We start from the raw sequence: 16,721 nt of genomic DNA, 5'->3' as shown, positions 1-16,721 counted from the left end.
AGTGACAATGGGGGCATGGAGATTCTGTGGTTCCTGCTCGCGCTGTGCCTGCTGACCGCCGCGATCGGCCCGTACGTGCTGCGCCGGCGCGGCGGCGGCATCCGGCTGGCGGCGCCCGGCTCCCCCGACGCCGCCGATCCGCAGGACTACGGCTTCGTACGCCAGGAGGAGCTGGACGTCCGGACGCCTGGGCCGGACCAGGACCTGCTGGACGTGCTGGAGGTCGTGCAGCACACGCAGGAGTGGCGCGCCGCGTCCCAGCTGCTGGCCGGGACGCCGAAGGAGGGCGAGCTGCGCTGGCAGCGGGTACAGGCGTTCGCCGGGGCAGCCTCGCTGGAGCTGCTGCGACAGCCGGGTGTCGGCGGGGCGTGGCTGCGCAAGTGGCGCGCGGAGGCGCCGAAGGACGCGGGCGCCGCGGCGGTGCACGCGGAGTTCCTGGTGCAGCAGGCGTGGCGCTCGTCCACGGCGGGTACGGACGACTTCCGGATCCTCCTGGAGGAGGCCCGTACGGTGATCGGCGAGGCCGCCCTGCTGGCCCCGGGCGATCCGGTCCCGTACATCGTTGAGCTGGCGGTGGCGCGCGGACTGGGTTACTCCGGCGAGGAGTTCGACCGGCTGTGGGCGAAGATCATCGACCGGGCCCCGGCGCACATGGGCGCCCACATCGCGGCCCTGCACTTCTGGAGCGAGCGGTGGCACGGCTCGCGCGAGGAGGCCGACCGCTTCGCGACGGCCGCCGCCGCCCGCGCCCCGCGGGGCTCGCTGCTGGCCGGGCTGCCGCTGTTCGCGGTGTACGAGCATCTGCCCGAGGTCAATCTGGTGCGCGGCTTCTACGAGAGCCAGGTGGTGACCCGGGCCGTGGAGGGTGCGATGTTCGCGGTGCACGCGGCGCGCGCCGACGACCCGATGCTGCCGCACGTGCGCCATCTGCTGGTGCTGTTCCTGGTGCGGATGGAGCGCTGGTCGGAGGCGGTGCACCAGCTGGTGCACATCGACGGGTACGTGGGCGCGCTGCCGTGGACGGCGAGCGAGGACCCGGCAGCCGAGTACGCGGTGTACCGGGCGCTGGCGGTGGCGGGCTACGAGGCGAACGGCGGCAGCCCGGCGTCGCTGCCGCGCTAGGAATCCGCAGGGCGCTCCGCGCGTTCTACCGACAGCACGCCCGACCCAGGAGGAGCCCCCGCATGTTCCTGCACCGCCGCACCCCTCAGCTCCCCACCCCGGAGGAGGCCCTGCGCGGCCGTTCCGTCCCCGAGTTCACCGTCCCGGCCCGGCACACGGTGCTGGGCAATCCGCTGCTGGGCCCGTACCCGGAGGGCCTGGAGACCGCCGACTTCGCGCTGGGCTGTTTCTGGGGCGCCGAGCGCAAGTTCTGGCAGACGGACGGCGTCTGGACGACGCTCGCCGGCTACCAGGGCGGCTACACGGAGAACCCCGCGTACGAGGAGGTCTGCTCGGGCCTCACCGGCCACACGGAGGCGGTCCGCGTCGTGTACGACCCGAGGACCGTCACGTACGGCGAGCTGCTGAAGCTGTTCTGGGAGTCCCACGACCCGACCCAGGGCTTCCGCCAGGGCAACGACGTGGGCACGCAGTACCGCTCCGCGGTCTACACCCACTCCCCCGAGCAGGCGGAGGCAGCCGAGGCCTCCCGCGAGGCGTACCAGAAGGTCCTGACGGCCTCCGGCCACGGCGAGATCACCACGGAGATCCTGCCGGCCGAGGGCCGCCCCTTCTACCCCGCCGAACCGGCGCACCAGCAGTACCTCGACAAGAACCCGGGCGGCTACTGCGGCATCGGCGGCACGGGCGTCTCCTGCCCGGTGGGCGTGGCCCCCGCGGACAGCTGAGCGATACGGGAACGGGCCCGGGGCAAGCGCCCCGGGCCCGTCCCGTTCGGCCGGCCTCACAGGCTCCGGTACACATCGCTCCCGTGTCCGAGGTGGAGGACCAGGATGACCAGCACGTCGCCGCGTACCTCGTACACCACCCGGAAGTCTCCGGCGCGCACCCGGTAGAGCCCGTCGTGCCCCGCGAGTTTCTTGACATCCGCGTCCGCCCGCCATGGGTCGTCGCCGAGCGGGGTGATGGCTGTGAGGATGCGGAGCGCGTCCTGCCGGTCGATCGCGCGCAGTTGGCGCTGGGCGTGAGCGGTGAAGCGGAAGGCGTACTTCACGCGGCCGGACTCTCACCCTCGAAGAGGTCGGCGAGGAGTTCCGCCATGCCGACGGTCGGGTCCTGACGGTGCGCCTCCGCCTCCCGGGCGGCCAGTTCATCGGCAGCCGCGTCCAAGGCGTCAAGAACCTCTATCGGGACCAGCGCGGCAACGCGTTTGCCGTTGCGGGTCACCACCGTCGTTTCCCCGGACTCGGCCCTGTCGATGACCTCCGCCAGGTGCATACGGGCCTCGCGCACGGTCACGGTTTCAGTCATATATCAACTGTACACATAAACGTGTACACAAGCCCGCCCTTCGGAAGACGGGAACGGGCCCGGGGAAGGGTCCCCGGGCCCGTTTCGCGTTGCGTGGCCGGGGTCAGATGAGGCCCTGGGCCAGCATCGCGTCGGCGACCAGTTCGAAGCCGGCGATGTTGGCGCCGACGACGTAGTTGCCGGGGCTGCCGTACTTCTCGGCGGTGGTGAAGCAGGAGTCGTGGATGTGGCGCATGATCTCCGCGAGGCGCTGCTCGGTGTGGGCGAAGGTCCAGGAGTCGCGCGAGGCGTTCTGCTGCATCTCCAGGGCGCTGGTGGCCACACCGCCCGCGTTGGCCGCCTTGCCGGGGGCGAAGGCCACGCCGGCGTCCTGGAAGACGCGGACGGCCTCGGGGGTGGTGGGCATGTTGGCGCCCTCGGCGACCGCCTTGACGCCGTTGCGGACGAGGGCGAGCGCGTCGGCCTCGTGCAGTTCGTTCTGGGTGGCGCAGGGCAGGGCCACGTCGACGGGGACGTTCCAGACGCCGGTGCCCTCGACGTACTTCACGTGCGCGCCGCGCCGCTCGGCGTACTCGGAGATGCGGCCGCGGCCGCGCTCCTTGATCTCCTTGAGCAGGTCGAGGTCGATGCCCTTGTCGTCCACGACGTAGCCGCCGGAGTCGGAGGCGGTGACGACGGTCGCGCCGAGCTGCTGGGCCTTCTCGATGGCGTAGATCGCGACGTTGCCGGAGCCGGAGACGGAGATGCGCTGGCCGTCCAGGGACTCGCCCCGGCTGCGCAGCATCTCGGCGGTGAACATGACGCAGCCGTAGCCGGTCGCCTCGGTGCGGACCAGGGCGCCGCCCCAGCCGAGGCCCTTGCCGGTGAGGACACCGGACTCGTGGCGGTTGGTGATCCGCTTGTACTGGCCGAAGAGGTAGCCGATCTCGCGTCCGCCGACGCCGATGTCCCCGGCGGGCACGTCGGTGTACTCGCCCACGTGGCGGTGGAGCTCGGTCATGAAGGACTGGCAGAACCGCATGATCTCGGCGTCGGAGCGGCCCTTCGGGTCGAAGTCCGCGCCGCCCTTGCCGCCGCCGATGGGCATGCCGGTGAGGGCGTTCTTGAAGATCTGCTCGAAGCCGAGGAACTTCACGATGCCGAGGTTGACGGACGGGTGGAAGCGCAGACCGCCCTTGTACGGGCCGAGCAGGCTGGAGAACTCGACGCGGAAGCCGCGGTTGACGTGGATGTCGCCCGAGTCGTCCGACCACGGCACCCGGAAGATGAGCTGGCGCTCCGGCTCGCATATGCGCTCGATGACCCGGGCGTCCACGAACTCCGGCCGCTTGGCCAGCACCGGACCGAGGGTCTCCAGGACCTCCCGGACCGCCTGGTGGAATTCCTTCTCGCCCTGGTTGCGGCGCAGGACCTCGGCGTACAACGGCTCGATGATGCGGTGCTCGGCGGCGTGCGAGGTGGCGGAGTCAGGGGTGACCGGCATCTGATCAAGACCTTCCATGGGTCGGCTCATACGCGGGGCGCCCCCGTCCCGAGGGGCGCCAGGTCCCCCTCCCCATTGAGGGTGTCGCCGGAACATCGCGGGTACCGCTCGCGAGCGCGGCGTGACAGGACCGTCGTGGCGTATCGATTCTCCCAGTGGTCCGGCGCCTTGGCCCGGGGCATCCACAGGGTGATCGGACCCCCGGAAGCCCCGGACCTGGGCCAACGGCCTTGCACGAGGCCGCTTCCGGGCGTGATTGGCCGGGTCGGGGCCGCGTCCGGGCCGCCGCTGAAGTGGTGAATCTCACAGCCGCGTCACCTCGGCGGTGAGGTTCCGGAAATGCGGGCGTTACGCCGCCGGGGTGGCCGCCGCCTCCGCCCGGAGCGCCGCAGCGGTCCCCCTCGGGTCGTAGTCCGGCGCGACGCCCTCCACGAGCACCACGTCCCCCGCCATGTTCCGGGCCCGCAGCGGCACCAGTTCCCGGTAGGCCGGGGAGGCGTACCAGGTGCGCGCCTCCCCGAGGGAGGGGAACCCGATGACGACCACCGCACCGGGCCGCGCCCCCTCGACCACCGCGACCGGCGCTTTGTGCACCAGGAAGCGGCCGCCGTACGGGTCCAGGGTCGACTGGATGCGCTCGATGTAGTCGATGACCTCCCCGACGGGGCGGCCCTCGGGGTACAGGTACGCGATGGCGTAGGCGGTCATGGTGGGCCCTCCGGTTCGTTCGGTCGTCCGTTCGGCTGACGGGGTCCATGCTGCCGACGGAACCGGAGGGCGTCGATTACCTCTGAGGTCATGCGGTCAGACGGCCGCGGCGTTCTCCGTGATGGTGACCTTGCCCTTGCGGATGGTGGCCAGCCGCGGGGCGCGGCGGGCGAGGGCGCTGTCGTGGGTGACCATGACGAAGGTGAGCCCGTGCTCCTTCCACAGGGTCTCCAGGACCTCCATGATCTCGTCGCGCATGGACTCGTCCAGGTTGCCGGTGGGCTCGTCCGCGAGGAGCACCTTGGGCCGCTTGACGAGGGCCCGGGCGATGGCGACGCGCTGCTGCTGGCCGCCGGACATCTCGCCGGGCACATGGCCCAGACGCTCGCCGAGCCCGACGGAGTCCAGCGCCTCGGCGGCTCTCGCGCGCCGCTCGGACGCCTTGACGCCGAGGGGGACGAGCGCGGTCTCGACGTTCTCCTGGGCGGTGAGCGTCGGGATGAGGTTGAAGCTCTGGAAGACGAAGCCGATGTTCTCCGCGCGCACCCTGGTGAGCCTGGCCTCGCTGAGCTTCGCCAGGTCCATGCCGTCGAGCTCGATACTCCCGGCGGTGGGGCGGTCCAGGCCGCCGAGCATCTGGAGCAAAGTGGATTTGCCGCCGCCGGTGGGGCCCTGGATGACCAGGCGGCCGCCGTCCTCGATGGTGAGGTCGACGCCGGCGAGGGCGTGCACGGTGGACTTGCCGCGCCGGTACTGCTTGGTGACGCCGTGAAGGGTGTACATGGGTGTTCTCCTGACGGGGTGTGGGGTCCGGGCTGCTACTCGACGCGGCGCAGCGCGTCCGCCGGGCGCAGCCGGGAAGCGCGCCAGCCGCCGAAGGCGCCCGCGATGAGTCCGCCCGCCACGGCCAGGGCGACGGCGGTCAGGATGACGGAGAGGGAGACGGGCGCGGTGAGCGCGATGTCGAGGGCCTTGGACGCGCTCTGCCGGCCGAAGCCGGGCCCGCCGCCGCCCATCATGCCGCCGCGCATCCCGCCGCCTGCGGAGGAGCCCAGCTCGGCGGTGAGCGTGGGGCTGACGGCGGTGACCGCGTAGGCGCCGGCCAGGCCGACGGCGATGCCGAGCACGCCGCCGACGAGGCCGTTGACCAGGGCCTCGCCGACGACCTGGCGGGTCACCCGGCCGCTCTTCCAGCCGAGGGCCTTCAGCGTGCCGAACTCGCGCACCCGGCGGCTGACGGCGGAGGAGGTGAGGAGCCCGGCGACCAGGAACGCGGCGGCCAGGACCGCGAGGGAGAGCCACTTGCCGACGCCGGCGGCGAGGTCGGACGCGGTGGACAGGGAGCCGGAGACGGTGTCCGCGAGGTCGGCGGAGGTGGTGACCGTGGTGCCGGAGATGTTCTTCTGGATGGCCGACTTGACGGTGTCGATCCGCTGCGAGTCCGTGGCCTTCACATAGACCGTGGTGACCTTGTCCTTCGAGTCGGACAGGGTCTGGGCCTGCTTGAGCGGGATGTAGAGGTTGGCGGCGGCGTCGCCGCTGTCGGCCGTCGAGACGCCGATGATCGTGAACTTCGTGCCGTGGATGGTCACGGTCTTGCCGGTGGCGAGGCTCTTCTCCTTGGCGTACGCGGAGTCGGCCACGGCCACTTCGGCGTTCGTCTCGGTGGTCTTGAACGTACGGCCGGAGGTGATCTTCGAGGAGGTGAGCGGGCCGAGGTCCTGCTGGGTGACGTCGGTTCCGTACACCGTGTAGGAGTTGACGTCGAAGGAGGCGCCGCCGCCCTTGACCTCACCCTGCGGCATGCCGCTGCCGCCGCCGGGCCCGCGTCCGCCGCCGCCCTGGCCCGTACCGCCCTCCTGCTTGAACTCGCCGCGCTTGAACTGCCCGTCCACCTTCATGACGGACAGGCTCAGCCCGCCGACCGCGCCGGCGACGCCGTCCTGCTCGCCGACGTCGGTGACCGTGGAGGCGGCCAGGGTCCGGAAGCCCTGGACCATGACCCGGTCCGTGCTCTGGGTCGCGTCGTCGTCGTTGTCCTTGGCGTCGAACTCGAACTTCGGGCGTCCGGTGGAGCCGGACCCGGGCGCGGTGGCCGCCTTGGTGACGGTCATGTCCGTGCCGAGCCCGTACAGCGATTCGAGGACCTTGTCCTGGGCCTTGCCCATGCCCGAGGAGACGGAACTGACGACGATGACCAGCGCAATGCCGAGGGCGAGCCCGGAGGCGACGACGAGCGCCGCCTTTCTGCGGCGGCGCAGCTCGCGCCGGAGGTAGGTGAAGAACATGGCGCGAGGTTAGGAACGGCTCGTGATGCTGGGTTAAGGCCACCGTGAGAGCAGGATGAGAACTGTGGGTACGCCGAAGGCGGCGGCACCGGATTCCGGTGCCGCCGCCTTCGGCGTACGGGGTGGGGTTCGGCCGGGAGGGCCGGTCAGGCGGTCGCGCCCGCCGTCCACTCGGCCCAGCTGAGGTTCCAGCCGTTGAGGCCGTTGGAGGGCTGGATCGTCTTGTCCGGGGAGTTCTTGACGATGACGACGTCGCCGACCATGGAGTTGTTGTAGAACCAGGCGGCGGGCGTGTTGGGGTCGCCGGCGCCCTTGGCGTCCTCCAGGCCGACGCAGCCGTGGCTGGTGTTGACCTTGCCGAAGATGCCCTTGCCCCAGTAGTTGCCGTGGATGAAGGTGCCCGACGTGGACAGCCGCATGGCGTGCGGCACGTCCTTGATGTCGTACTCGCCCTTGCCGTCGTCGTCCGTGAAGCCGACGGTGGCGCCGTTCATCCGGGTCTCCTTGTACTTCTCGGAGATCACCATCTGGCCGTTGTACGTGGGGTTGTCGGGCGAGCCCGAGGAGATCGGGATGGTCTTGAGCGTCTTGCCGTCCCGGGTGACGGTCATCATGTGCGTCTTGGCGTCCACCGTGGAGACCTGGGCGCGGCCGACCTTGAAGGTGACCGTCTTCTGCTGCACGCCGTAGACGCCGTCCGCGCCCTCGACGCCGTCCAGGGACAGCTTCAGGGTGACGGTCGAGCCGGCCTGCCAGTAGTTCTCGGGACGCAGGTCCAGGCGCTGGTTGTTGAACCAGTGGCCGACGACTTCCTGGCCGCTGCTGGACGTCACCTTGATGCCGTCCTGGACGGCCTTGGTGTCGGTGATCGGCTTGTTGAAGTTGATCGAGACGGGCATGCCGACGCCGACCGTGGAGCCGTCCTCGGGGGTGAAGTTCCCGATGAAGCTGTTGGCGGGCGAGACCGTGGTGAAGGAGGAGTTCTCGTGGGCCTCGCGGCCCTTGGCGTCCTTCGCCGTCGCGCTGACCTTGTAGGTGGTCGAGCGCTCCAGCTGGGCGTCCGGCTTCCAGCTCGTGCCGTCGGCGGAGAGGGTGCCCGCGACGCTCTTGCCGTCGGCCGCGGTCATGGTGACGGAGGTCAGCTTGCCCTTGGCGACGGTGACCTTGGCGGCGTTGTTGATGCTCGCGTTGGCCGCGCCGTTCTTGGGCGCGATCGTTATCTGCGCCTCGGAGGTCTCCTGGGCCGCCGCCTTGTCGACGTCGGCCGCCTGGGACTTCGAGCTCTCGGGGCTGGGACCGCCCTTGTCGCCGCCGTCGTCGCAGGCGGAAAGCACCAGTACGCCGCCGAGCAGTGCGGACGCGGCCATCAGGCCCTTGCGCCGCTTGCTGTCCGTCATCACACGCTTCTCCATCGTTGCCGAAATCCCCAAAACCCCGAACAAGGCCGCTCAACGCGCAACCCCGTCAATGTTCCAAGAACCCCTTGTACGGGATCCCCGTTCCACGTCCGTCGAATGTGTGGGGAACACCACTCTTCGACGCCGTGCCGGGGGCGGTGGTTCCCGCGTCCGCGACACGGACCGGCTCCGGTCCGCCATGAGCGGGCGGGGACGGTGTTCCCGCAGGTCGGACCCGCCGCTCCGGGCCGCCGCAGCCGTCGCCCTCCCTCCCATTGTGCGGGACGCGCGGAGCCTCCCCCGCCGTGGACGCGTTCCCCGGCGGCCCGGCCGCCATGCGTTCACCGGGCCCTGGCGTGATCCGAATGCCAGGCCCTAGCATCGGGACGAGCCGGACTTCCGGCCGTAGCAAGGGGGACCGATTCCTTGGCCATCGCCCGCCGCCCGCTCCTGACCGCCACTGCCGCGGGAACACTGCTGTGCGCCCTGTGGTTCGTCCCGTCGGCCAACGCCACGGGCGATACGGGCACCGCGCCCGGCACGGTGGCCGGCGGCGCGGCGACGACGGACGACGACGCGGGTACCGGAGTCCTCGCCGAGACCGGGACGGGCCGCGACACCACCCCGTACGTGCTCGGCGGTGTCGCCTTCCTGGGCATCGGGGCCGGTTTTGTGACGTATGCGTCCCGCCGGACGGGCCCGCGCCCCGCGCTCTGACGCAGGCCCGGCCCGGTCAGGCCAGCGGCCCCGTGACCGGCTCCGCGGCCGCGACCAGTCCGCCCGCCCGCACGAAGGCGTCGGCGGCGGCCAGGTCCGGCGACAGGAAGCGGTCGGGGCCCGGGCCCTCGACACCGGCGGCCCGCAGCGCCTCGATGACGGCGCGCGTGGCGGGGGCCGGGGTCAGGCCCTGCTGGGCACGCAGCTCGACCGCGCGGGCCGCCGCGTACAGCTCGACGGCGACGATCCGGGCGAGGTTGTCCACGGCGGTGCGCAGCTTGCGGGCGGCCGACCAGCCCATCGAGACGTGGTCCTCCTGCATCGCGGAGGACGGGATGGAGTCGGCGGAGGCCGGGACGGCGAGCCGCTTCATCTCACTGACCAGGGCGGCCTGGGTGTACTGGGCGATCATCAGGCCGGAGTCGACGCCCGCGTCGTCGGCCAGGAACGGCGGCAGCCCGTGCGAGCGGTTCTTGTCGAGCAGCCGGTCGGTCCGGCGCTCGGTGATCGAGCCCAGGTCCGCGGCGGCGATGGCCAGGAAGTCCAGGACGTACGCGACGGGCGCCCCGTGGAAGTTGCCGTTCGACTCCACCCTCCCATCGGGAAGCACCACCGGGTTGTCCACGGCGGCGGCCAGCTCGCGGTCGGCGACGGTCGCGGCGTACGCGAGGGTGTCCCGGCCCGCCCCGTTGACCTGCGGCGCGCACCGCACCGAGTAGGCGTCCTGGACGCGCGGCGCGTCATCCTGGTGGTGGCCCGTGAGGCCCGAGCCCGCCAGGACCCGCAGCATGTTGTCCGCGCTGGCGCTCTGGCCGGGGTGCGGGCGGATGGCGTGCAGCTCGGGGGCGAGGACCTTGTCCGTGCCGAGCAGGGCCTCCAGGGAGAGGGCCGCCGTGATGTCGGCCGAGGTGTAGAGCGTCCGCAGATCGGCAAGGGCCATGATCAGCATGCCGAGCATGCCGTCGGTGCCGTTGAGGAGGGCCAGGCCCTCCTTCTCGCGCAGCTCGACGGGGGTGATGCCGTGCGCGGCCAGCAGCTCACCGGCCGGGCGGACGGTGCCGTCGGGGCCCTCCGCGTCACCCTCGCCCATCAGGGCCAGCGCGCAGTGCGACAGGGGCGCCAGGTCGCCGGAGCAGCCGAGCGAACCGTACTCGTGGACGACGGGGGTGATCCCGGCGTTCAGCAGGTCGGCCATGGTCTGGGCGACCTCGGGCCGTACGCCGGTGTGGCCGGAGGCGACCGTCTTCAGCCGCAGGAACATCAGGGCCCGGACGACCTCGCGCTCGACGCGCGGGCCCATGCCGGCGGCGTGCGAGCGGACGATGTTGCGCTGGAGCTGCGCGCGCAGCTCGGGGCTGATGTGGCGGCTGGCCAGGGCGCCGAAGCCGGTCGAGACGCCGTAGACCGGCTCGGGCTTGGCGGCGAGCGCGTCCACGATCTCGCGGGCGGCGGCCAGCGCGGCCACCGCGTCGGCGGAGAGCTCGACGCGGGCGTTGCCGCGGGCCACGGCGATGACGTCCTGAGCGGTGGTGCCGGACGTCCCCACCACGACTGTATGCATATCCATATTCATCAGCGTACGGATTGAAACCCTTCATGTCACCAGTGGTCGGCGGGTGGGACCCTTACCCGAGCGCCGCTCGTACGGGTCACGCCTCGGGCGGGTTGCCGCGCAGGTGACGGCGGTCGTGCGGGGACTTCGGCGGGGAGTCCGCCAGCCGGATCACCTCGTCGTCGCGCCCCGCCACCACCGGGCGATCCGAGCGGGCCGCCTTCGCCCGGTACTGCGCCGCGTCCGCCAGCCGGAACAGCCGCCGGGCCGAGACCACCGGGCCGATGTCGTCACCGGTCGACGCGATCCCGCAGGCGACCCCGTTGCCGAACTCCAGCCCGGCCGCCCGCTCGCACAACTCGGTGGCCACGGTGACCACCTCGTCCGACCCGGGGCCCACCGCCAGCAGGCAGAACTCGTCACCGCCCAGCCGGGCCGCCAGCGCGCCGGGCAGTATGGCCCCGCACCGGGACAGCACCGAGCCGAAACGTTCCAGCAGCCGGTCGCCCACCGCGTGGCCGTGGGTGTCGTTGACCCACTTCAGCCCGTTCAGGTCGCAGACGACCAGGCTCACGACCGCGCCGTCCGCCCGGTGCCGCTCCAGCGCCTCGTCGAGCCGCACGTCGACGGCCCTGCGGTTGGCCAGGCCGGTCAGCGGGTCGGTGAAGGCCAGCTTGCGGACCTCCTCCAGGCGCTCGGTCTGGGCGAGCCCGGCGGCCACCACGGCGGCCAGCACCGTCGCGAAGTCGGCGTCCGCCCTCCCGAAGACCGGTGCACCCACCGGCCGGGCCACGTACAGCTCACCCCAGGCCCGCCCGTGCAGCACGATCGGCGCGACCACGCAGCACCCGCGCCCGCGCCGGCGCAGGGCCGCCACGCGCTGGTGGCAGTAGCCGGGCCCGTACCCGCGCGCACCGCCCGCCGGATCCCGGCCCGCTTCCCCGTCCACCGGGCCCTCGGCGGTCTCCACCCAGGCGTCCGGCTCGCCGCCCCCGGCCCACCGCTCGTGCAGGAACTCGGTGATCTCCGGGAACCGGTGGACCGGGTAGACCTCCTCCTCGGGGAACTCCTCCTCGCCCTCGGCCCGCGCACCCGCGTTGACCAGGACCTTCAGCCGGCCCCGGTCGCGCTCCCAGACCGAGAGCGCGGCGAAGCCGCCGCCCAGCGCCTCGCAGGCCCCCAGGGCGGCAGCCCGCCAGCACCCACGGGGCGTCTGCGCCGCGGCCATCGCCTGCGCCAACGAGACCACGGCGCGCAGTCGTGCGTCGTCACCACCCATTGCGCCAGTTTAGGGCGATATGAGTTCGGTGATCACCCGGCGACTCCGGAGCGTGATCATTTCGCCGGAAACGGACACCCTGGGTCACTCCCCCGGCCAGTTCGCCTTCCGCTTCTCGTTGAACGCGGCCACGCCCTCCGCCCGGTCCCCGGAGAAGGCCACCGACCGCCACGCGGAGTCCTCGACCTCCAGGCCCGCCCGCAGGTCGAGCCCGTGCCCGAGCCGCAGCGCCCGCTTGGCCGCGCGCAGCCCGACCGGCGAGTTCGCGGCGATCCGGCCGGCCAGGGCCAGCGCCTCGGTCCGGTCCTCGCCCTCCGCCACCAGCTCGTCCACCAGGCCCAGCTCCCGGGCCTCGGGGCCGTGCACCCGGCGGGCGCTGAAGATCAGCTCGGCGGCGCGCGCGGCCCCGACCCGGCGGGGCAGCAGCTGGGTGCCGCCGCCGCCCGGGATGACGCCGACGGAGACCTCGGGCAGCCCCACCAGGGCGGTCGGGTCGGCGACGATCAGGTCGCAGGACAGGGCCAGCTCGAAGCCGCCGCCCAGGGCGAAGCCGTGCACGGCGGCGATCGTCGGCATGGGCAGCTCCAGCACCCCGGTGTAGGCGGCGCGCGCGGTGGGCCGCTGGCGCACCAGGTCGGCGTCGCTGAAGGAGTTGCGCTCCTTGAGGTCCGCGCCCACGCAGAACGCCCGCTCATGGCTGGAGGTCAGGACGGTGACGCGTACGTCGCGGTCGGCGGCGAGCGCGTCACAGGCGTCGGCGATCGAGCGGGCCATGGCCGTGGACACCGCGTTCATGGCCTTCGGCCGGTCGAGAACCAGCTCGGCGACGTGATCGAGCCCCTCGTGGGCCCGGACGACGACGAACTCCCCGAACCGCTGCTCGGACGTGACGGTCATGCTGCACCCCTGTCGGTTAACGAGCGTTACCGAAGGGATCCTAGGGGGCGGCCCCGGAAGGGTGTACGGAACGGATTCAGGACGTGCCGCGCCGGGCCAGCAGCCAGGGCTCGACCACGCCGAGGCCGCGGACCGGGCGCTGCCACATCGGCTGGAGGCCGTAGCGGTACTTCGGCACCGGGACCACCTCGGCGTCCGGGCCCTCCTTCTCGGCCCGCTCGGCCGCCGCCGCGGCCTCCTCCGTCGCCCGCGCCTCCGAGACCGGGGCCTCGCCCGTACGCTTCAGCTCCTCGGCGAACGCGCCGTCGACCAGCACCGCGTCCTTCGGCGCTATCGAGGTCAGCCGGCTGGCGAGGTTCACGGTCGTGCCGAAGACATCGCCCATCCGGGTGGTGACCGTGCCGAAGGCGATGCCGACCCGGAGCGCCGGCATGGTCTCGTCCACGGTCATCGCCTCCACGAGGCGCAGCGCGATCTCGGCCGCGGTCCCCGCGTCGTCGGCGGCGAACAGGACCTCGTCGCCGAGGGTCTTGATGAGCCGGCCGCCGTGCGCCGCGACCAGGTCGGCGCAGGTGGTCTCGAAGGACTCGACCAGCTCGCCGAGCTCCTCCTCCTCCAGACGGCGGGTGAGCCGGGTGAAGCCGACGAGGTCCGCGAAGCCCACGGCGAGGCGCCGGTCGACCATCTCGTCGTCGTCGGCCGCCTGCACGACCCGGCCCGTGGCGGCGGCGAGCTGGCGCCGCCACACGTACACCAGGAACTCCTCCAGCTCGGGCAGGAGCAGTTCGACCAGGGGATACGTGACCTCGGTGCGGGTCATGCCCGGCTCGGGGGGCTCGGTCAGGCCCTCCAGGAAGGAGTCGATCTGCCATTCGGCCAGCCGGGCGGTGGTCTGCCCGGTCGACCGCGCGACCTGGATCGCCATCGGCTCGCTGAGCAGCCCGGCCTCCACGAGACCGGAGAGCCGTCGCAGGGCCAGCACGTCGGCCTCGGTGAGCGCCTTGGCCTGACCGATGTCCGCGAAGCCCATGGCCCGCCAGAAGCGGGAGGCCAGGTCCATGGAGACGCCGGCCGTGCGGGCCGCCTGGAACGGCGTGTAGCGCCGGTCGGCGCCCAGGATCAGCTGTTCGAGCCGGATCGCGAGGGGGTCGTCGGTCGGCTCGGCCGTGTGGTCGACTTCGTGGTGCGGTGTGGCGTGCACCGAGGAGTCCGACGACTTCTGCGCTCCATCGCCGGAGGTCGTGTCGTCGACGGTCACCAGCCGCCTCCTGCCCGTTCCCTGCGCACTGCCCTGCCGATCTGTCCGTCGGTGGATCACCTCAACGATACGGCAGGTGTGCCCTACCTCACGTCCTCAGGGCGCGGGGCCGGGGCGCCCCGCGCTCAGGTCAGGCCGCCCGCCACGCCCCGCAGGTGCACGATGTCGCCCGCGGACACCGCTTCGCGTCCGTCGCCGGTGGACAGGACGAGCCGCCCGTCCCCGTCGACGGCGACGGCCTCGCCGGTGAGCGTGCGGTCGCCGGGCAGCTGGGCCCGTACGGCCTTGCCGAGGGTCGCGCAGCCGGCCGCGTACGCCTCCTGCACCCCGCTCGCCGCCGCGTCGCCGTCCGCGTCGCGCCAGAGCCCGTACCAGTGCTCGACCGAGCGCAGGACGCCCCGCAGCAGCGTCTCGCGGTCGGTGGAGACCGCACCGGCCAGGGCGAGGGACGCGGCGGTGGGGGCGGGGAGCTCGTCGGCGCGCAGCGAGACGTTGAGGCCGATGCCGATGACGACGCCGTCGCCGGCGCGCTCGGCGAGGATGCCGCCGGTCTTGCGCTCCTCGCCACCGACTGTGACCAGGAGGTCGTTGGGCCACTTCAGGGCCATGTCGACGCCCGCCGCGCGCGCGAGGCCGGTCGCCGCCGCGACGCCGGTGAGCAGCGGCAGCCAGCCCCAGCGCTCGGCGGGCACGTTCTCCGGGGTCAGGTAGACGGAGAAGAACAGGCCGGAGCGCGCCGGGGCGGTCCAGGTGCGCTCCAGGCGCCCGCGCCCGGCGGTCTGCTCCTCGGCGACGAGGACCGTGCCCTCGGTAAGGTCCGCCGCGCGCGCGGCGAGATCCGTGTTGGTGGAGCCGGTCGACCCGACCACGTCGAGGGCGGTCCACAGCGAGCCCGGCCGCAGCAGTCCGCGGCGCAGCGCGGGGACGTTGAGGGGCGGCCGGCCGAGGTCCGACCAACGGCTCTGTGGCGCATCCGAAGGTGTCATGCAAGCCACCCTAGGTGTGTCAAAGGACGCACTGCCGAACCGTATCCGCGCCGATACGCTACGGCTCAGTAGCTGTTCGTCAGCAGATCAGCAGCCAAGTCGTCCCCGTGACCAGGCAGGGAGCCGCCACCCGATGTCCGAGCCGGAAGAGACCGACGTCCACACCACCGCGGGCAAGCTCGCGGACCTGCAGCGCCGTATCGACGAGGCGACCCACGCCGGGTCGGCGCGCGCGGTGGAGAAGCAGCACGCGAAGGGCAAGCTGACGGCGCGCGAGCGCGTCGGTCTCCTGCTCGACGAGGGTTCCTTCGTGGAGCTCGACGAGTTCGCCCGGCACCGCTCGACCAACTTCGGCATCGAGAAGAACCGGCCGTACGGGGACGGCGTCGTCACCGGCTACGGCACGGTCGACGGCCGTCCCGTCTGCGTGTACTCGCAGGACTTCACCATCTTCGGCGGCTCGCTGGGCGAGGTCTACGGTGAGAAGATCGTCAAGGTGATGGACTTCGCGCTGAAGACCGGCTGCCCGGTCATCGGCATCAACGACGGCGGCGGCGCCCGCATCCAGGAGGGCGTGGCGGCGCTGGGGCTCTTCGCGGAGATCTTCCGGCGCAACGTGCACGCCTCGGGCGTGGTCCCGCAGATCTCGCTGATCGTCGGCCCGTGCGCGGGCGGCGCGGTGTACTCCCCCGCGATCACCGACTTCACGGTGATGGTCGACCAGACCTCGCACATGTTCATCACCGGCCCCGACGTCATCAAGACGGTCACCGGCGAGGACGTGGGCTTCGAGGAACTGGGCGGAGCCCGGACGCACAACACCACCTCGGGCGTCGCGCACCACATGGCGGGCGACGAGAAGGACGCCATCGAGTACGTCAAGTCGCTGCTGTCCTACCTGCCGTCGAACAACCTCTCCGAGGCCCCGGCCTTCCCGGAGGAGGCCGACCTCGCGGTCAGCGACGAGGACCGCGAGCTGGACACGCTGATCCCGGACTCGGCGAACCAGCCGTACGACATGCACACCGCGATCGAGCACGTGCTGGACGACGGCGAGTTCCTGGAGACCCAGGCCCTGTTCGCGCCGAACATCATCACCGGCTTCGGCCGCGTCGAGGGCTACCCGGTCGGCATCGTCGCCAACCAGCCGATGCAGTTCGCCGGCTGTCTGGACATCAACGCCAGTGAGAAGGCGGCGCGTTTCGTCCGCACCTGCGACGCGTTCAACGTGCCGGTGCTGACGTTCGTGGACGTGCCGGGCTTCCTGCCGGGCGTCGACCAGGAGTACGGCGGCATCATCCGGCGCGGCGCCAAGCTGATCTACGCGTACGCGGAGGCGACCGTCCCGCTGATCACGGTGATCACGCGCAAGGCGTTCGGCGGCGCGTACGACGTCATGGGCTCCAAGCACCTGGGCGCCGACGTCAACCTCGCCTGGCCGACCGCGCAGATCGCCGTCATGGGCGCGCAGGGCGCGGTGAACATCCTGCACCGCCGTACGATCGCCGCCGCCGAGGACCAGGAGGCCACCCGCGCCGAACTGATCGCGGACTACGAGGACACGCTCCTCAACCCGTACGTGGCGGCCGAACGCGGGTACGTGGACGCGGTGATCATGCCCTCCGACACCCGCGCCCACATCGTGAAGGGCCTGCGCCAGCTCCGTACCAAGCGTGAGGCGCTGCCGCCCAAGAAGCACGGCAACATCCCCCTCTAGAAAGGG

Annotated in this window: 16 protein-coding genes; 4 read left to right on the top strand and 12 right to left on the bottom strand. The window is 72.0% G+C overall.

The window, feature by feature from the left end:
- The first annotated feature begins 15 nt into the window (after positions 1-15).
- Both ACLQ2N_RS27395 and msrA read left to right on the top strand, forming a co-directional pair.
- On the top strand, positions 16-1,122 hold the full coding sequence (locus ACLQ2N_RS27395; RefSeq protein ID WP_425816904.1) for a hypothetical protein: 1,107 nt from the start codon (positions 16-18) through the stop codon (positions 1,120-1,122).
- A gap of 62 nt (positions 1,123-1,184) precedes the next feature.
- A complete protein-coding gene (msrA, locus tag ACLQ2N_RS27390) occupies positions 1,185-1,850 on the top strand; it encodes a peptide-methionine (S)-S-oxide reductase MsrA (protein WP_425816902.1) in 666 nt (221 codons plus the stop codon).
- A 56-nt stretch (positions 1,851-1,906) separates the two neighbouring features.
- Here msrA and ACLQ2N_RS27385 read toward each other — a convergent pair whose 3' ends face one another.
- From ACLQ2N_RS27385 to ACLQ2N_RS27355, 7 genes are all read right to left on the bottom strand, one after another.
- On the bottom strand, positions 1,907-2,176 hold the full coding sequence (locus ACLQ2N_RS27385; RefSeq protein ID WP_425816900.1) for a type II toxin-antitoxin system RelE family toxin: 270 nt from the start codon (positions 2,174-2,176) through the stop codon (positions 1,907-1,909).
- On the bottom strand, positions 2,173-2,433 hold the full coding sequence (locus tag ACLQ2N_RS27380) for a type II toxin-antitoxin system Phd/YefM family antitoxin (protein WP_161212904.1): 261 nt from the start codon (positions 2,431-2,433) through the stop codon (positions 2,173-2,175). The genes ACLQ2N_RS27385 and ACLQ2N_RS27380 overlap by 4 nt, the downstream gene beginning before the upstream one ends.
- Positions 2,434-2,536: 103 nt before the next feature.
- Positions 2,537-3,916 (bottom strand): NADP-specific glutamate dehydrogenase, encoded by a 1,380-nt coding sequence (gdhA, locus tag ACLQ2N_RS27375; RefSeq protein WP_425816898.1) that lies wholly within the window; start codon positions 3,914-3,916, stop codon positions 2,537-2,539.
- Positions 3,917-4,264: 348 nt separating this feature from the next.
- The gene (locus ACLQ2N_RS27370) at positions 4,265-4,624 is read right to left on the bottom strand and encodes a DUF1330 domain-containing protein (RefSeq protein WP_425816896.1); all 360 of its coding nucleotides are present in this window, start codon (positions 4,622-4,624) and stop codon (positions 4,265-4,267) included.
- A gap of 96 nt (positions 4,625-4,720) precedes the next feature.
- The gene (locus tag ACLQ2N_RS27365) at positions 4,721-5,407 is read right to left on the bottom strand and encodes an ABC transporter ATP-binding protein (protein ID WP_425816894.1); all 687 of its coding nucleotides are present in this window, start codon (positions 5,405-5,407) and stop codon (positions 4,721-4,723) included.
- A gap of 35 nt (positions 5,408-5,442) precedes the next feature.
- Positions 5,443-6,912 (bottom strand): ABC transporter permease, encoded by a 1,470-nt coding sequence (locus tag ACLQ2N_RS27360; protein WP_425816892.1) that lies wholly within the window; start codon positions 6,910-6,912, stop codon positions 5,443-5,445.
- 146 nt (positions 6,913-7,058) lie between these two features.
- On the bottom strand, positions 7,059-8,324 hold the full coding sequence (locus ACLQ2N_RS27355; RefSeq protein ID WP_425816890.1) for a L,D-transpeptidase: 1,266 nt from the start codon (positions 8,322-8,324) through the stop codon (positions 7,059-7,061).
- 411 nt (positions 8,325-8,735) lie between these two features.
- On the opposite strand from ACLQ2N_RS27355, the gene ACLQ2N_RS27350 reads away from it, so the two are divergent.
- Complete coding sequence (locus ACLQ2N_RS27350; protein ID WP_425816888.1) at positions 8,736-9,026, top strand: hypothetical protein; 291 nt, start codon at positions 8,736-8,738, stop codon at positions 9,024-9,026.
- 16 nt (positions 9,027-9,042) lie between these two features.
- Here the strand turns inward: ACLQ2N_RS27350 and hutH are convergent, their stop codons facing one another.
- The 5 genes from hutH to ACLQ2N_RS27325 all read right to left on the bottom strand — a co-directional run bounded on the left by hutH (position 9,043) and on the right by ACLQ2N_RS27325 (position 14,998).
- Positions 9,043-10,587, bottom strand: coding sequence for a histidine ammonia-lyase (gene hutH / locus ACLQ2N_RS27345; RefSeq protein WP_425817123.1), 1,545 nt, complete (start codon positions 10,585-10,587; stop codon positions 9,043-9,045).
- A gap of 88 nt (positions 10,588-10,675) precedes the next feature.
- A complete protein-coding gene (locus ACLQ2N_RS27340; RefSeq protein ID WP_425816886.1) occupies positions 10,676-11,857 on the bottom strand; it encodes a diguanylate cyclase domain-containing protein in 1,182 nt (393 codons plus the stop codon).
- 84 nt (positions 11,858-11,941) lie between these two features.
- The gene (locus ACLQ2N_RS27335; protein WP_425816884.1) at positions 11,942-12,754 is read right to left on the bottom strand and encodes an enoyl-CoA hydratase/isomerase family protein; all 813 of its coding nucleotides are present in this window, start codon (positions 12,752-12,754) and stop codon (positions 11,942-11,944) included.
- A gap of 76 nt (positions 12,755-12,830) precedes the next feature.
- On the bottom strand, positions 12,831-14,012 hold the full coding sequence (locus ACLQ2N_RS27330) for an adenylate/guanylate cyclase domain-containing protein (RefSeq protein WP_425816882.1): 1,182 nt from the start codon (positions 14,010-14,012) through the stop codon (positions 12,831-12,833).
- Positions 14,013-14,137: 125 nt separating this feature from the next.
- A complete protein-coding gene (locus ACLQ2N_RS27325; RefSeq protein WP_425816880.1) occupies positions 14,138-14,998 on the bottom strand; it encodes a biotin--[acetyl-CoA-carboxylase] ligase in 861 nt (286 codons plus the stop codon).
- 133 nt (positions 14,999-15,131) lie between these two features.
- Between ACLQ2N_RS27325 and ACLQ2N_RS27320 the strand changes: the two genes are divergently transcribed.
- The gene (locus ACLQ2N_RS27320) at positions 15,132-16,715 is read left to right on the top strand and encodes an acyl-CoA carboxylase subunit beta (RefSeq protein WP_425816878.1); all 1,584 of its coding nucleotides are present in this window, start codon (positions 15,132-15,134) and stop codon (positions 16,713-16,715) included.
- Positions 16,716-16,721: the final 6 nt, after the last annotated feature.

The organism is Streptomyces sp. DT224, assembly GCF_049844595.1.
In the GTDB taxonomy this organism is placed as follows: Bacteria; Actinomycetota; Actinomycetes; order Streptomycetales; family Streptomycetaceae; genus Streptomyces.
This window is presented reverse-complemented; position numbering and strand designations above follow the sequence as displayed.

Bases quoted from the DNA above. Each gene is read 5' to 3' on its own strand.
- ACLQ2N_RS27395 (WP_425816904.1), top strand. From the start codon at position 16: ATGGAGATTCTGTGGTTCCTGCTCGCGCTGTGCCTGCTGACCGCCGCG.
- msrA (WP_425816902.1), top strand. From the start codon at position 1,185: ATGTTCCTGCACCGCCGCACCCCTCAGCTCCCCACCCCGGAGGAGGCC.
- ACLQ2N_RS27380 (WP_161212904.1), bottom strand. From the start codon at position 2,433: ATGACTGAAACCGTGACCGTGCGCGAGGCCCGTATGCACCTGGCGGAG.
- gdhA (WP_425816898.1), bottom strand. From the start codon at position 3,916: ATGCCGGTCACCCCTGACTCCGCCACCTCGCACGCCGCCGAGCACCGC.
- ACLQ2N_RS27370 (WP_425816896.1), bottom strand. From the start codon at position 4,624: ATGACCGCCTACGCCATCGCGTACCTGTACCCCGAGGGCCGCCCCGTC.
- ACLQ2N_RS27365 (WP_425816894.1), bottom strand. From the start codon at position 5,407: ATGTACACCCTTCACGGCGTCACCAAGCAGTACCGGCGCGGCAAGTCC.
- ACLQ2N_RS27360 (WP_425816892.1), bottom strand. From the start codon at position 6,912: ATGTTCTTCACCTACCTCCGGCGCGAGCTGCGCCGCCGCAGAAAGGCG.
- ACLQ2N_RS27355 (WP_425816890.1), bottom strand. From the start codon at position 8,324: ATGGAGAAGCGTGTGATGACGGACAGCAAGCGGCGCAAGGGCCTGATG.
- hutH (WP_425817123.1), bottom strand. From the start codon at position 10,587: ATGCATACAGTCGTGGTGGGGACGTCCGGCACCACCGCTCAGGACGTC.
- ACLQ2N_RS27340 (WP_425816886.1), bottom strand. From the start codon at position 11,857: ATGGGTGGTGACGACGCACGACTGCGCGCCGTGGTCTCGTTGGCGCAG.
- ACLQ2N_RS27335 (WP_425816884.1), bottom strand. From the start codon at position 12,754: ATGACCGTCACGTCCGAGCAGCGGTTCGGGGAGTTCGTCGTCGTCCGG.
- ACLQ2N_RS27325 (WP_425816880.1), bottom strand. From the start codon at position 14,998: ATGACACCTTCGGATGCGCCACAGAGCCGTTGGTCGGACCTCGGCCGG.
- ACLQ2N_RS27320 (WP_425816878.1), top strand. From the start codon at position 15,132: ATGTCCGAGCCGGAAGAGACCGACGTCCACACCACCGCGGGCAAGCTC.